This is a genomic window from Bacillus atrophaeus, from assembly GCF_039519175.1.
Lineage (GTDB): Bacteria > Bacillota > Bacilli > Bacillales > Bacillaceae > Bacillus > Bacillus atrophaeus.
On record NZ_CP154443.1, the window covers coordinates 1,574,621 to 1,589,094 of the forward strand.

The 14,474-nt window shown below is 43.5% G+C and carries 12 protein-coding genes and 1 pseudogene; 9 read left to right on the forward strand and 4 right to left on the reverse strand.

What is annotated here, in order from left to right; all coding sequences use genetic code 11:
- Positions 1 to 5: 5 nt before the first annotated feature.
- Positions 6 to 779 carry a SurA N-terminal domain-containing protein gene (locus AAHT65_RS08240; protein WP_343311317.1) on the reverse strand — a complete coding sequence of 258 codons (774 nt, stop codon included), beginning with the start codon at positions 777 to 779 and terminating at the stop codon, positions 6 to 8.
- A 435-nt stretch (positions 780 to 1,214) separates the two neighbouring features.
- On the opposite strand from AAHT65_RS08240, the gene AAHT65_RS08245 reads away from it, so the two are divergent.
- The 4 genes from AAHT65_RS08245 (at position 1,215) to AAHT65_RS08260 (ending at position 4,152) form a co-directional block, all read left to right on the forward strand.
- Positions 1,215 to 2,087: an alpha/beta fold hydrolase gene (locus AAHT65_RS08245; protein ID WP_106273167.1), complete on the forward strand. Its 873-nt coding sequence runs from the start codon at positions 1,215 to 1,217 to the stop codon at positions 2,085 to 2,087.
- 265 nt (positions 2,088 to 2,352) lie between these two features.
- Positions 2,353 to 2,886 (forward strand): CDP-diacylglycerol--serine O-phosphatidyltransferase, encoded by a 534-nt coding sequence (pssA, locus tag AAHT65_RS08250; RefSeq protein ID WP_003327934.1) that lies wholly within the window; start codon positions 2,353 to 2,355, stop codon positions 2,884 to 2,886.
- On the forward strand, positions 2,877 to 3,365 hold the full coding sequence (locus AAHT65_RS08255; protein WP_003327936.1) for a DedA family protein: 489 nt from the start codon (positions 2,877 to 2,879) through the stop codon (positions 3,363 to 3,365). Before pssA ends, AAHT65_RS08255 begins: the two co-directional genes overlap by 10 nt.
- Positions 3,358 to 4,152 carry a phosphatidylserine decarboxylase gene (locus AAHT65_RS08260; RefSeq protein WP_106047565.1) on the forward strand — a complete coding sequence of 265 codons (795 nt, stop codon included), beginning with the start codon at positions 3,358 to 3,360 and terminating at the stop codon, positions 4,150 to 4,152. Before AAHT65_RS08255 ends, AAHT65_RS08260 begins: the two co-directional genes overlap by 8 nt.
- A gap of 44 nt (positions 4,153 to 4,196) precedes the next feature.
- Here the strand turns inward: AAHT65_RS08260 and gdhA are convergent, their stop codons facing one another.
- On the reverse strand, positions 4,197 to 5,579 hold the full coding sequence (gene gdhA / locus AAHT65_RS08265; protein WP_343311319.1) for an NADP-specific glutamate dehydrogenase: 1,383 nt from the start codon (positions 5,577 to 5,579) through the stop codon (positions 4,197 to 4,199).
- A 319-nt stretch (positions 5,580 to 5,898) separates the two neighbouring features.
- Here gdhA and AAHT65_RS08270 point away from each other — a divergent pair, with 319 nt between their 5' ends.
- The 5 genes from AAHT65_RS08270 to AAHT65_RS08290 all read left to right on the forward strand — a co-directional run bounded on the left by AAHT65_RS08270 (position 5,899) and on the right by AAHT65_RS08290 (position 12,775).
- Positions 5,899 to 6,180 carry a hypothetical protein gene (locus AAHT65_RS08270; protein WP_094231285.1) on the forward strand — a complete coding sequence of 94 codons (282 nt, stop codon included), beginning with the start codon at positions 5,899 to 5,901 and terminating at the stop codon, positions 6,178 to 6,180.
- Positions 6,181 to 6,428: 248 nt separating this feature from the next.
- Positions 6,429 to 9,110, forward strand: a complete 2,682-nt coding sequence (locus tag AAHT65_RS08275; protein ID WP_343311320.1) for a S8 family peptidase — start codon at positions 6,429 to 6,431, stop codon at positions 9,108 to 9,110.
- Between the two features lie 141 nt (positions 9,111 to 9,251).
- On the forward strand, positions 9,252 to 10,592 hold the full coding sequence (locus AAHT65_RS08280) for an erythromycin esterase family protein (RefSeq protein WP_343311321.1): 1,341 nt from the start codon (positions 9,252 to 9,254) through the stop codon (positions 10,590 to 10,592).
- 130 nt (positions 10,593 to 10,722) lie between these two features.
- Entirely contained in the window at positions 10,723 to 11,607 is an 885-nt protein-coding gene (locus tag AAHT65_RS08285; protein ID WP_343311322.1) for an AraC family transcriptional regulator, read from the forward strand.
- 199 nt (positions 11,608 to 11,806) lie between these two features.
- Complete coding sequence (locus AAHT65_RS08290; protein ID WP_010787511.1) at positions 11,807 to 12,775, forward strand: rhodanese-related sulfurtransferase; 969 nt, start codon at positions 11,807 to 11,809, stop codon at positions 12,773 to 12,775.
- Positions 12,776 to 12,834: 59 nt separating this feature from the next.
- Here the strand turns inward: AAHT65_RS08290 and gltP are convergent, their stop codons facing one another.
- Both gltP and AAHT65_RS08300 read right to left on the reverse strand, forming a co-directional pair.
- Positions 12,835 to 14,085: a glutamate-aspartate/proton symporter GltP gene (gltP, locus tag AAHT65_RS08295; RefSeq protein ID WP_010787512.1), complete on the reverse strand. Its 1,251-nt coding sequence runs from the start codon at positions 14,083 to 14,085 to the stop codon at positions 12,835 to 12,837.
- Positions 14,086 to 14,282: 197 nt separating this feature from the next.
- Positions 14,283 to 14,423, reverse strand: a pseudogene (locus tag AAHT65_RS08300) (PTS glucose transporter subunit IIA); the annotation flags it as partial.
- Positions 14,424 to 14,474: the final 51 nt, after the last annotated feature.

Sequence of the window (14,474 nt, forward strand, 5' to 3'; positions counted from 1 at the left end):
TTTTCTTATATATTAATTTCCACTTTCGCGTTTTTCTTGAGTTTTTCCACTTGTTTCACAAGCTTTTCCTGTTGCTTTTGCTGCTCAAGCTGCTGCTTGATTTGTGTTTTTACCTCAGACAGCTTTGGAAGCTTTTGACCTTCGCTGCTGCCTTGCTTGGCGGCGTATTGATCATAATAGTCTTTCACTTCTTTATCGGTTACTTTATCTTTCGGTACTTCTTTTTCGACATATTTTTCGTATTTAATGTTGTCCGCCAGTTCTGATTTCAGTTTCGTTGTATTCAAACCTGCCTTTTTAAGGGCAGCGTTAAATTCCTTATCGCTTTTGTACTGTTTTTTGCTTTCGGCGAGTTGTTTGTCGACTTCTTTCTCAGATGCTTTGTAGCCTTTTTTATTGGCCTCTTGAAGCAGAAGTGTCTGCCCGACGAGGCTGTTGATGGTTTGTTTCTTGATTTGCTTTGCTGCATCTTTTGAAGTCGGGTCCTGCCCGCTTTGCTGATATTGCGTTTGCGCGGACGTCAGCACGCTGTTATAGTCACTGCCCGTCAGTTTTTCATTATTGACAACGGCAACGGTTTTCTTATCGTCAGTTTTTTGCTTATCCAGCTTTTTCTGCATGGCTTCCATCTGCTTTGCCTGATCCTGCTGCTGTTCAGTCTGAGCTGATTTTGTTTGATCCGCAGCGTTTGCTTCTTTTTTTCCTTCGTCATTTGATCCGCAAGCTGTTAGAGCCAATGCCATTACACCTATTAATAGAGGGGACATCAATGATTTCATCGTGTATCTCCTTTCATCAATCAATAAAATGATCTAGTGCGCATTCTAAATGATCTTGAGTGAAAAAGAAACCATTTGGGCGTAATTTTCCAATTTGTAATCGGATTGAAACGTTTCGTAATGTTTTTAATCTATATTAGAAGACTATATACCGGAAAAAGCGAATATGAGATAATAACTGGGTATATTTTCTTATATGAAATCGTGAGAGATTAGAGCAGCACTCGTTCTGGGGTCAATCTTGCGCTTTACATATCAGCTATTTTATTAAGGGAATTGGAAGCCGTTTATTATTGAAGAAACCTATTTTCGGGGCTGCCGGTTACTTCCAATGAAGAAAAATATGTACATAAGTATTTTCATGCATACTGCGGGTAACATTGTGTCTCCTGCATTAGTATTTCGAATTCTTTTATAAATGAAAGGGGAATTTCAATGTCACATAATAAAATCACAAGTAAAAGCGGTGCGCGTTTTTATCAGGCTTATGATGAGAGTCTTTCTTTGTGGCCGGTGGCATATGACACTTTCCATGTCTCTACAAGTTTCGGCCAAACTCATATTATAGCAAGCGGTCCAAAGGATGCACCGCCGCTTATATTGCTGCACGGCGCTTTGTTCAGCTCGGTGATGTGGTATCCGAATATAGCGGAATGGAGCAGCCGCTATCGGACGTATGCAATTGATATCATAGGTGATAAGAATAAAAGCATGCCTGAAAAGCCTTGCAATACAAGGTCAGATTATGCCGGCTGGTTATCGGAGGTGTTTGATTGTCTCGGATTAGAAAAGGCTCATGTTGCGGGGCTTTCGCTAGGCGGGCTTCATGCTGTGAATTTTGTCATGGAAGCACCTGAGCGAGTAGAGCGCGCTGTCATCATGAGTCCGGCTGAGGCATTTATACCGTTTCACCCTGACTTTTACAAATATTCAATGGGCCTCGCTCAGCCTGACGGAGTTGAAGCGTTTTTACAATGGATGATGGCGGATCGGTTTGATTTGCATCCCGCCTTTGAAAAGCAGTTTCAAGCGGGGATCATGTGGCAGAATCCGCAAAGAGGACTGAAGCCGAAAGAAAATGGATTTCCATATGTGTTTTCTGATCAGGAATTAAAATCGGTAACGGTCCCGATGCTGTTGATGACCGGGGAATATGAGGTGGTTTTTGATCAAGAATTGGCTTTGCGGCGGGCCGCGGCACTGGTTCCCCATATTGAAACAGAAATGGTGAAAGGGGCGGGCCATGTACTAACAATGGAGCAGCCTGAGTACGTCAATAAACGTGTTTTAGCGTTTTTGGGGGAATGATTTCCCCTTTAACACGCCAGGGAGTGTTATAGATTGTAAGAAAGATTGGTCAATAGGTATGCGGAATGAGAGACTGCTCTTGTCCAAATCCTAATAAATGTAGTATAATGAAAGAATTTGGTGTGTGTATTTTCATGAGTCTCTATGAAAGTAATTGAATTCCATAAATTTAAGCTTTTTTATGAACCAATTGCCTTCTTTTGAAATATTCAGGATCAAAGGCTTTATATAAAACGGTTTCTTTTAGCGGAGGTGTGGATAAACTGTGAATTATATACCTAGTATGATTACAATTGGAAATTTTATTTGCGGGCTTTTAGCTATTCATTCCCTATTGTTTCATAACATTCATTCAGCAGTCATATTCATTTTTACCGGTATGTTTCTTGATTTTTTTGACGGTATGGCAGCTCGAAAACTGAATGCCGTTTCGGATGTCGGCAGGGAGCTGGATTCCTTTGCCGATCTGGTGACGTTTGGTGTGGCGCCGTCAATGCTGGCCTATTCTGTGTCACTGTATACGCTGCCGTTTCTCGGCATTTTTTGTGCCTTGGCGTACAGCGTCTGCGGGATGATTCGTCTATCGAAATTTAATGTGGAGCAAAGTAAATTGCCGACATTTATTGGGATGCCGATTCCCTTTGCGGGAATGTGTTTAACGATTTTAAGTTTTATTAACAATTCAATATTGCTGGTGCTGGGTACATGCATACTATCTTACTTAATGGTCAGCAGAGTAAAATTCCCTCATTTTAAAAAACATGCAGCTGAAAATTTGGAGAGAAGAAGATGGAGTTAGTCCAAGATCTGTTATCTCAATATGGCTACATTGCCATTTTTTTTATGCTGACGTTAGGGATTGTCGGCTTGCCGATTCCTGATGAGGTGATGATGACGGTCGTTGGATATTTTACGAACAGTGATGTATTGAATTATGAACTTGCCCTGTTATGCAGCTTTTTCGGCGCGCTGGCAGGGATGATTATCAGTTATTTTATCGGCAAAAAAGCGGGGCGCCCGTTCATAGACAAGTATGGGAAATGGGTTGGGCTGAAAGAAAAAAGAATGGTGAAAGTGGAAAGATGGATGAAGAAATACGGTCCGTACTCGATTATTTTGGGTTATTTTATTCCGGGTGTCAGACATGTGACCTGTTACTTCTCCGGGATTGGCAAAATGGAGTTTAAAACGTATCTTTCTTTTGCGGCGATTGGCGCTTTTTTGTGGTGTTTTATTTTTATTACTATCGGAAAGTGTATAGGAGTTATCAATGTTTAAACATGCAGCCTTAAAGATTTTTTACCGATCATTCATTGAACTGACAAATAATCCTTTAACCTCCAGGCTATTAAAGCGTTTTTGTGAATCGAAAATGAGCAAACCGATGATACCGTTATTTTCAAAGTATTATCATATTAACTGGAATGACGTAAATGGGTCTGCGGCTGAATATGAGACGCTCTCAGCCTTATTTATACGTAATATTAATCTAGAGCTTCGGCCTGTTGCTCAAGAGGAAAACGCCGTTGTCAGCCCTGTTGACGGTGTGGTTCAGACGGTGGGGAAAATCAATTCGAATCAGACATACAGAGTGAAAGGGAAGGATTATTCATTCGCTGAGCTGACCGGATTTAATAGTATGGAACACAATTACAACGGCGGCTATTTTGCGGTTCTGTATTTGAGTCCCAGACATTATCACCGGTTTCACTCCCCGATCAGCTGTACTTATCAAAAGTTAGCGGAGCTTGGGAAGCGATCATATCCGGTGAACCAATTAGGTCTGACGTATGGCAAGGATGTGCTTTCTAAAAACTATCGGTACGTGTATGAGCTTACTGGAGAGAGGCAGAAAATGCTGATGATTCCTGTGGGAGCGATGAATATTAATACCATTGTGCAAACCAGTGCCAAGGATCATTTGAAACTGGGAGAGGAACTGGGGTATTTTTCGTTTGGCTCGACAGTCATTTTAATTTTTGAAAAACAAGCTTTTGAGCCGGCCGCTGATCTGACAGAAGGACGGGAAGTGCAAGTGGGACAGGCAATTGGCTACGTGAAATAAATAAAGAGGCGCCGGCTTTTGATAAGCCCGGCGCCTTTTTGCTTTTATATAACGCCTTGAGAAACCATGGCATCTGCTACTTTTAGGAATCCGGCGATATTCGCGCCTGTGACCAGGTCTCCCGGCTGGCCATATTTTTCAGCCGCCGTCATACTGTCACGATAAATATTGATCATAATATCGTGCAGTTTGGCATCTACTTCTTCCGCCGGCCAAGACAATCTGGCGCTGTTTTGCGCCATTTCAAGGGCTGACACGGAGACACCGCCCGCATTGGCTGCTTTCGCAGGGCCGAAAAGAATTTGATTGCTTCTGAAAACCTCGATGGCTTCCAATGTAGACGGCATGTTCGCACCTTCTCCAACAGCCTTTACGCCGTTTCTCACGAGAATGTTTGCGGCTGTCTCGTCAATTTCATTTTGTGTGGCGCACGGCAAAGCGATGTCACATGGAATGGACCATATACCAGAACCGCCTTCCACATACTGCGCTTGCGGATGTTCTTTCACATACTCGCTGAGCCGATGGCGTTCAACCTCTTTTAAGCGCTTCAGTGTACCAAGGCTGATGCCGTTTTCGTCATAAATATAGCCGTTTGAATCGCTGCATGCCACAACGGATGCACCAAGTTCTGCGGCTTTTTCCATCGCGTAGATGGCCACATTTCCAGAGCCGGAAACAACAACTGTGCTGCCTCCAAAAGTAAGGCCATTGTCTTTCAATAGCTCTTGCATAAAGTAAACCGTGCCGTAGCCGGTAGCTTCTGTGCGGATTAAGCTTCCGCCAAAGCCGGGGCTTTTCCCTGTTAATACGCCGGCCTCATAGCCGCCTTTTATTTTCTTATACTGTCCGAACAGGTACCCGATTTCTCTCGCCCCGACACCGATATCGCCAGCAGGAACATCCTGATCCGGTCCTATGTATTTACAGAGCTCGGTCATGAAGCTTTGGGTAAAGCGCATCACTTCTCCGTCTGATTTCCCTTTTGGATCAAAGTCTGATCCCCCTTTTCCTCCTCCGATCGGCTGGCCCGTTAAGGAGTTCTTGAAAATTTGCTCAAATCCCAGAAATTTTGTAATGCTGGCATTGACGGAGGGGTGGAACCGCAAACCGCCTTTGTAAGGACCGATCGCGCTGTTGAACTGTACACGGAACCCGCGGTTGACCTGAACGCAGCCCTGATCATCAACCCATGGGACGCGAAACGTTATCATTCGTTCAGGTTCTGCGATTCTTTCAAGGATATTGTGTTTGATGTATTCTGGATGTTTGGCTAAGACTGGCGGGAGGGAATCGAATATTTCTTTTACTGCTTGAAGAAACTCTGCTTCATGAGGGTTGCGCTGCTCCACAGCTTTATACACTTTATTCACATAATCTGCTGCGGCCTGTAAGTCGGATTGTTTTACATCTTCTAAGGTAGGCATGTTTCAGTTCTCCTTTTCCATCAAGTATTAAAAAATAATGGAGATAATCTGACAAATAAGTTGATATGTTTTGTTAGATTTCATATTGTGGTACATTTTACAAGTTTGGCTATCTTCAATCAATATGGAAAATAGATGAAACTGATGCTGGTATGAGATGAATTGCCATTCAAATGAAAAAACAGGGAAAAAAGCTTCAATAAATGCGGGAGAATAGAAACAAATGCAAACAGGAGCGCATGTAGAAAATCTGACAAACGATAAACGAACAGATTGGCAGATGATTTCTGGCGGCGTATCATTGTAGGGGGTGATAATAATGGAAGAACAACTGATGAACTGGATACAGCATTTTCAGCATACGGGGGATCACGAAGCCCTCCTGAACCTTCGGGAAGCGTGCTGGCCGGTTGTAGAGACTCTCATTGGTGAGCTTGTAAAAGAAAATGAACCGGAAAAAGCAGATGAGCTGCGGCAAAAAGGAATGGAACGTTTTCCGTTTATCATAGGTAAGTACCGGCAAGAGGTGCAATTACCTATCGAGACGTTTTTGCGGAATACGTATCGGTTTTATTTTCAGCAGGTTATGCGAGAAAAATAAAACGAGGCGCTTTTTACATAAATTTTTATGTAAGATTCGGATTTCTCAGGTCCTATAAACGTGTTTTTTTCTATCTATCTTTCAGTATAAATTATAGACTGATTAGATTACAAAACCCTCATAGAATCCCGATTCTCTTGAAAAAACTGCTCTATTCTTCAATTCGAAACTAGTCCTATTTACTGTTTAAGGCGTATTTGCATTCATGATAACCTGCTAAAAGATTCAATTTTTCAGGAGGTTATCAAATGAAAAATCAGAAAATCAGTCCGCTTTTGGTATTGGTTCTTACAGGTATGCTGCTATTCAGCTTGTTTATGCCTGCTAAAGCAAGCAAAGCCGCTGCGGAAAATGGAATCGACCAAGCAGTCAGCCTGACCAAAGGCAAAGAAGCAGAGGGAACACTAGAAAAACCTGAGCAGTCACAATGGTATAAAATATCTCCTTCAAAAGAGGAAATCTCCAAGGATTCTCACATGAAGCTGAAAGTAAAGAGCAATGAGCTTCTAGCAGTTTCTGTTTACTCCAGTAAAGAAAAGGCGAAGCAAGATGACACTTTTGATCAATATCGAGTGAGCACGGCCGCGGAACAGAAGGCCGAAGTCAACGTTCCCCATGCGTGGGAAGGGCCTTACTACATAAAGGTGGAATATCTCGGTGAAGAAGAGCCTCCAGAAGGCGAGGTGCAATCCGAAGCACCGGGAAAAGCGACATATACGATCGGTTATGACGGGATCACAATTCAGCCATCAGATCAAGAGGCGGCTTCTCAGGAAGAGTGCCCGGTTGAACTGAGTGTGGATCAAAAAAAGTCAGGAAAGACGATCCTGTCACAGCTGCGCACCATTCGAGACCAATGGCTGAACAAGACGGAGGAGGGCAAGAAGCTGTCAGGGCTTTACTATAAAACAGCGCCATTCCTTGTCTCCCATCTGGTTGCAAACAAGGATGACCGAAACGCTGTTTATCAGAACCTTGTGACGTTAAAGCCGCTTTTTAAAGACGTGGCGGAAAACGGCGCAAACAGCTCACATACAGTAACAGAAAAAGAACAAAAAGCGATCAACAGCCTCTACAAAATGACCCTGCAGTCTGTGCCTGACTTTATAAAAGAAGACATGGAAAAACAGGCTGAAAAGATCGGATTGACAAGCCTTGAAGGGAAATCGTCAGGCTATTTGATTTCCAAACAAAAGCTCGCGCCGGAAAGCGCCGGCCAAACGAGTAAAGTCATTGTCAAAATGAAGCATGGAAAAAGCCTGAGCTCTCTGCAAAAAAGCATGAAGGGCTACGGCATCCAATCAAATGAGGTATCCAGCCCGGATAAGAGCGATGAGCTGTTTGATGATATGTATTCACTGGATATCAATGGTGAAAAAGAGTCTGACGGCACATTTAAAGCTCAAGCAGAAAGCACGGCGGAGAAGCTGTCCAACATGCCGGATGTTGAATTTGCGGAGCCTGTGCAAACCTATCGCAGCCTTTCTAACGATGTTCAATATCCGCATCAATGGCCGCTTCATAACTCGGGAAAAGATGGCGGAAATAGCGGATCTGATGTGAAATTTGAGGCGATGCAAAATCTTCTCGGCAATAAAACATTACAAGATACGCTGATCGCGGTTGTTGATACGGGAGTCGACAGCACTTTAGCTGATTTAAAAGGAAAAGTCCGTACAGATTTAGGCAAAAACTTTGTCGGCCGGAACGATAACGCGCTCGACGATCAAGGGCACGGCACACATGTATCCGGAATTATTGCGGCACAGCAGGATAACGGGTACTCGATGGCAGGATTGAATGCCCATGCACAGATCATTCCGGTAAAAGTGTTGGATTCTACAGGAATGGGAGATACAGAACAAATTGCTTTGGGAATTAAATATGCGGTCGATCAAGGTGCGAAAGTCATTAACCTAAGCCTTGGCGGCGGATACAGCCGCGTGCTTGAGTATGCCTTGAATTATGCGGCGTCTCACGGTGTCACAGTGGCTGCAGCGAGTGGAAATGAAGCCGCGCCGGAAGTTGGTTATCCAGCTTCATCACGCTATGCCATTTCCGTCGGAGCTACAAACAAGCTTGATGTCATATCAGAATTCTCTAATTATGGCGAAGGATTAGATTTGGCGGCACCTGGATCAGATATTCCAAGCCTTGTTCCAAACGGAAATGTGACCTACATGAGCGGGACTTCTATGGCCACTCCTTATGTCACAGCTGCGGCAGGTTTGCTGCTTTCTCAAAATCCAAGCTTAACACCAAGTGAAGTTGAAAAAATCCTTGATGAAACGGCCGATAATATCACATTTGACAGTGTGGACGGCGGCGGAGAAGCTCCGACAGATGAAAACGGGGATCCGATTACAGATCCGAAAATCCCCGGCATTGACTGGTACTCAGGCAACGGGCGTCTGAATGCGTTCCATGCGGTAAGCGCGGTTGAATTAGATATGGCAGTCAATCAGGTGAAGGATAACCAGCAAAAGGTCAAGGGTTCTGCAAAAGAAGGCACAAAAATCGAAGTGGTGAGCGGGACCAAGACATTGGGCACAGCAACTGCCGGAGCAGACGGAACCTATCAAGTCAAAATCCCGCTGCAAAAGAAAAACACGGTTCTTCATGTGAAAGGAACAAAAGGAAAAGCTGAAACATCAATAAAGACAGTCGTAAAAGAAGGACAGCCCCCGGCCAAGCCGGAAGTCGGCTCAGTCACGGTAAATGACACGGCTGTCACAGGAAAAGCAAGCGCCAATGCCAATATTAAAGTGATGGATAAATCGAAAAAAGGATTGGCATCAGCTAAAGCAGACAGCAAAGGCAAATTTTCTGTGAAGATAGCAAAGCAAAAAGCGGGAACAGTGCTGTACGTCACAGCAACCGATACCACGAAAAAGGAAAGTGAACCGGTAAAAGTGGTAGTGGAAAGTTAAAGATAGCTTGATTGGAATCAGCTTGTTGATCGAGCCTTTTGAGGCAGGTCAACAAGCTTTTTTATTTGGGAACGGAAACTTTTGATCAATCTATCTCGTAACAAAGAGGAAGATAGATTGATCAAAAAGGAGAGATTTCAATTGAAAAACACGTTATTGAAAGTGACCATGCTGCTGCTCAGTGTTTGTTTGTTGTTCACCCCCTTGACTGCCTCAGTCCAAGCCGCTGCCGGAGAGAAGGATATCAAACATTGGGAGCGGTGGATCAAACGAAACGCACATCCTATAGAAATGTCAGATTCTTCACAGAAAGATTTGCGATTTTTAAAGAACGTTTTAAAAGATAAACGAATTGTTCAACTGGGAGAAACCACACATGGCGCTGCCGAGATGAACCAAACAAAAGTCCGTCTGATCAAATATCTTCACGAACATTTAGGCTATGATGTGATTGCATTTGAATCAGGGTTTTCCGACACAAATGCCTCCTACCGCAATATAGATCAATTATCTGCCAGGGGCCTAATGAAGGATTCTATTTTTGGTGTTTGGCACACTGAAGATGTGCTGGAATTATTTCAATATATCAAAGAACAAAAAGAAAAAGGAGACCCTCTCATTTTGACCGGTTTTGATATTCAAGATATGCCGGGCAAATTCAACAAGTCTGTTCATGATTTGTTTAAAAAAGTTGATCCTGCGAAAGCAGAGGAACTGACTCAAGCGGAAGACCAGTATTTCAGCCTTGTCTCCGACAGCAGCACCCTTGAAGAATTTCATAAGAAAAAAGAAGCGTTGGTTAAGGAATATAGTGAGTTATTAAAGTTTGTTGACAGCCATTCTTCAGCGTTTAAAGATCCCCGCCACCCAAAGTCTCTTGATATCGTAAAACATAGCCTCCAATTAAGGATGGAAATTATGGAGACGTATCTTTTACAAGAAATGAGAGAAAAGCTGGAGATATATCCAGAGCCAGACCAGATGGAGAATTTGACTTTCTTTTTGCGCGACAAGATGATGGCGGAGCAATTGGAGTGGGTGGCAGAGGAGTTATACCCTGATAAAAAAATCATGGTATGGGGGCATAACTACCACCTGCGCAAGCAAAACACAAAGGTAATCAAAGACTGGATCCAAATCAGTGGTCCCAATATGGGTGATTATTTGCCGGAACGTATCAAAAAGCAAACCTATACCATTGGCATCTATGCGTATTCAGGTGAGAGTTTAGGTAATGACGGCACCATTACGCCAGTCAATAGCTCGCATCAGCCAACAAGCTTGGAAGCCTTACTTAAAAGTGCCCGGCACCCATACACCTTCGTCGATTTCCTTCATACGAAAAACCGCAAAGGCACATCATGGATCTACACTCCGCGTACGGCTTTGTACTGGGGGAACAATGAAGAAGAGATGATATTAAAGGAGCAGTATGACGGTGTGATTTGGATTGAACATATTTCTCCTTCTGTTATTATCTAGTCCCGCATACTAGTGAAATTTAAAGTCCCTTGTCTAATAGCAGGGGATTTTTTTATGATGTCCGCAAAAATAATCAAAAAAACATTCTGGCTGTCATTTATTCTAATAAAGAAAGGAGCCGTGAGCCTGTATGTCTCATGAACAAATCATCCAAAAGACGATCGAGTGGATTGAATCTCATTTACACGAGCAGATGTCGGCCGAAGATATAGCGCATGTCGCCGGGTTTTCAAAATACCACTTTCACAGGATTTTTCAATCTGCGGTTGGGATGTCTGTCACTTCTTACATTCAGAGGAGACGCTTCGCAAACGCAGCGGCTGCCTTGCTGCATACAGACCATCGGATCTTAGATATTGCGCTGCTTTACCAATTTGAATCACAAGAAGCATTCACAAGGGCATTTAAGAAAATATATCATCTGCCGCCCGGTAAATATCGAAAAATCATGAAGAGTATCATATCGAAAAAGGAGGAATTATGGATGGAAAAGACAGTGAAAGGCTGGGTATTAAGCGGAAGCCACCCATTTCATTATGAAATGGGGGTTGATCATGAAAATGTTCATCAAGGAAAGGCGTCGGGGTATGTAAAGTCTAAAACGGTACAGGATGCCGGTGAATTTGCTACGATGATGCAGCAGTTTAAAGCCGAGCGTTATATAGGAAAAAGAATCAGGCTCTCGGGGTTTATTCAGACGAAACAGGTTCAGCAATTTTCCTCACTCTGGATGAGGGTGGATAGTGCAGCGGGAGATATTCTTCAATTCGACAATATGAGTAATAGGCCGATTACCGGGACAACGAACTGGAATTATTATTCTGTTGTGTTAGATGTTCCGGAAAATAGCGCTGTAATTTCATTTGGCGTTTTATTATCCGGTCCGGGCCAGATTTGGATTGATCAAGTGTCTTTTGAAGAAGTGGATGAACATGTGCCGTCTACGAACATGGAAATGGCTTCTGAACTTTTGGAAGAACCCGTGAATTTATCGTTTGAAGAAGAGATGGAGTAAGAGAAACAGCAAATCAACCTATTAGTAAATTAATGGGAAAAATCGTATAAAAACAGTCAAAATCCTTTTCTGCCCCCATGTATCAGCCATTCTGCGTAAAAATAGAGCGTGGGCTGATATGTTCAACTTTATGGTGTTTTCCTGTATGATATAGTAGAGTATGCAAAGAACTTAATTATAATTGAACAGGGTGTTTGAAATGGAAAATAAATACAGAGTATTACTTTATTATAAATATGTTCCGATAGAAGAGCCGGAGGAATTTACGGCTCAGCATTTGTCGTTTTGTAAAGAACTTGGTTTGTTAGGCCGTATCCTTATTTCAGCAGAAGGGATTAACGGCACAGTCTCCGGTACGTTCGAACAAACTGAGCAATATATGCAGGCGCTGAAAGCGGACCCGCGGTTTGCTGATATGCCGATTAAAATTGATGAAGCCAGCGGCCACGCGTTCAAAAAAATGCATGTCCGCCATCGGGATGAGCTTGTCAGCCTTCGTTTGGAAGATGATGTTGACCCGAATGAGATCACAGGCAAACATTTGAGCCCGCCGGAATTCTTTGAGCAAATGCAGTCAGATGATACGGTTGTCATTGATGCCCGTAATGATTATGAGTATGACTTAGGCCATTTTAGAGGGGCCATCAGACCGGATATTGAAGCCTTCCGCGAATTGCCGGATTGGATTCAAGACAACAAAGAAATTCTCGAAGGTAAAAAAATTCTGACCTACTGCACAGGCGGAGTCCGCTGTGAAAAGTTCTCTGGCTGGTTAATGAAAGAGGGCTACGAGGATGTGTCCCAGCTTGACGGCGGAATCGTCACGTACGGGAAGCACCCTGAAGTACAAGGGAAGCTATGGGACGGTCAATGCTACGTCTTTGATGAAAGAATCAGCGTGCCCGTCAACCGTGTGGAGCATGTGATCGTGGGGAAAGACTGTTTTACGGGCGAGCCGTGCGAACGGTATGTAAACTGCGCTAACCCGTCATGCAATAAGAAAATGATCTGCACACCGGAAAATGAATACAAGTATATGCGCAGCTGCAGCCACGAATGCCGCACAAATCCGAGAAATTTATATGTAAAAGAACACGGCATGACTGCCGAAGAAATCAACGCCAGACTGGCAGCGATTGAAACGGAAGATCAGGCGTCTGCTGAATAAAATATATGTTAAAACCTCTGAGACATGGTCGTCTCAGAGGTTTTTTTTATACGTTCGTATCAGAGACTTTCTGTTTGTCCGTAATCTTTTGGCGGTGTCCAATCCTTTTCGCGGAAGACTTTTTCCCATTTAGAGACAACGATGCAGGCTACCGCGTGTCCGGGTACGTTGACACCGGTTCGGGCCATATCCATGATACGGTCCACACCCGCAATGATGGCGACGCCTTCAGCCGGCAGCCCGACGGCGTTGGCTGTGGCCAAAAGAACAACAAGTGAGCCTGAAGGCACGGCTGCGATGCCTTTACTTGTCATAACAAGCACAAGCATCATAAGCAGCTGCTCTGAGACGGACATATCCACATTGAAAGCTTGAGCCAGGAATATACAGGAAACTGATAGATATAAACTGGAACCGTCACAGTTTAAAGACAATCCTGATGGAACCACAAATGAAACCACTCTTTTTGGGCATCCGTACTTCTCCATCCGGTCCATGAGCTGCGGCAAGATCGTTTCCGTACTGGTGGTGGAGAAGGCGATGAGAAACAGATCCCAGATCATTTTCAGCACTTCAAAATATTTGATTTTAAAGATGAGTCCGACAAGCGGGAATAACACAAAGAGGATAATGAACAGGCCGAGAAAAACCGTACCGACCAATTTTAGCATTGGAAGCAAAAGCTCGATTCCGAATTGGCCTACAGAAGCGGCCATGAGGGCAAGCACACCGATCGGCGCTGTGACCATAACGATTTGAGTCAGCTTAAACATAATTTGGGCTGTGGCTTCAAAAAAATTCATCACAGGTTCAGAGGCTTTTCCGATCCCGGCAGCCGCCACACCGAATAATATCGCGAAGAAAATGACTGCCAGCAGATCATTTCTCGCCATGACATCAATAATGTTAGTGGGGATGATGTCGAGGACCATTTGTTTAAAATCAACGACTTTTTCAGTATAGCCAGACAGTTCCCCGATATCTTTTTTCGCCAGATGAGAGAGATCAAGTCCGACACCGGGCTTTAATACGTTGGCCAAAACAAGTCCGAGTCCTAACACGATGGTGGTAATGACTTCGAACCAGATAATCGTTTTCACACCGAGACTTCCCATTTTTTTCATGCTTCCGCTTCCGGCAGCCCCTATCACGATCGTAGAAAACACAATCGGCACTACAATCATTTTAATCAGGCGGATAAAACCGTCTCCGACCGGCCTTAACGCCATACCGAAATCAGGAAAAAAATGTCCGATAACTGCTCCGATAGCCAACGCGATTAAAATCTGAAAAGCAATAAATTTTTTCAAAGCAATCCCCCTCACATAAACTGGTGTTAACTTCCATAGTAGGGACATTCGTTATTTGATTGAAATCACCTCCTTAATTGTTTAAAATTGTGTAATTTTTCTGACAAGTTGAAAGGGTTTTACTATTTTATTTTGATAACGCTTACATTATGATAGGGAATACAGAGGAACCAAAAAATCCCCCGTTTACAGGGGGATTAGTTCATGCGTATACTCTTCATCTCTTCTTCGGTTCTATTCGTAAAGATCATCGGTGAAATCGCTGAAGCTGCGTGTTCTTTTATATCATTCAAATCGAACGTTAAAAGCCGCTGTCCTTGTTTGACTTTTTGTCCGGCGACTGGCGTCATTAATGCCCGGCTAAGCTGCTGTAAGATTTGGAATGCCTT

Bases quoted from the DNA above. Each gene is read 5' to 3' on its own strand.
- AAHT65_RS08240 (WP_343311317.1), bottom strand. From the start codon at position 779: ATGAAATCATTGATGTCCCCTCTATTAATAGGTGTAATGGCATTGGCT.
- AAHT65_RS08245 (WP_106273167.1), top strand. From the start codon at position 1,215: ATGTCACATAATAAAATCACAAGTAAAAGCGGTGCGCGTTTTTATCAG.
- AAHT65_RS08275 (WP_343311320.1), top strand. From the start codon at position 6,429: ATGAAAAATCAGAAAATCAGTCCGCTTTTGGTATTGGTTCTTACAGGT.
- AAHT65_RS08285 (WP_343311322.1), top strand. From the start codon at position 10,723: ATGTCTCATGAACAAATCATCCAAAAGACGATCGAGTGGATTGAATCT.
- AAHT65_RS08260 (WP_106047565.1), top strand. From the start codon at position 3,358: ATGTTTAAACATGCAGCCTTAAAGATTTTTTACCGATCATTCATTGAA.
- gdhA (WP_343311319.1), bottom strand. From the start codon at position 5,579: ATGCCTACCTTAGAAGATGTAAAACAATCCGACTTACAGGCCGCAGCA.
- AAHT65_RS08290 (WP_010787511.1), top strand. From the start codon at position 11,807: ATGGAAAATAAATACAGAGTATTACTTTATTATAAATATGTTCCGATA.
- AAHT65_RS08270 (WP_094231285.1), top strand. From the start codon at position 5,899: ATGGAAGAACAACTGATGAACTGGATACAGCATTTTCAGCATACGGGG.
- AAHT65_RS08255 (WP_003327936.1), top strand. From the start codon at position 2,877: ATGGAGTTAGTCCAAGATCTGTTATCTCAATATGGCTACATTGCCATT.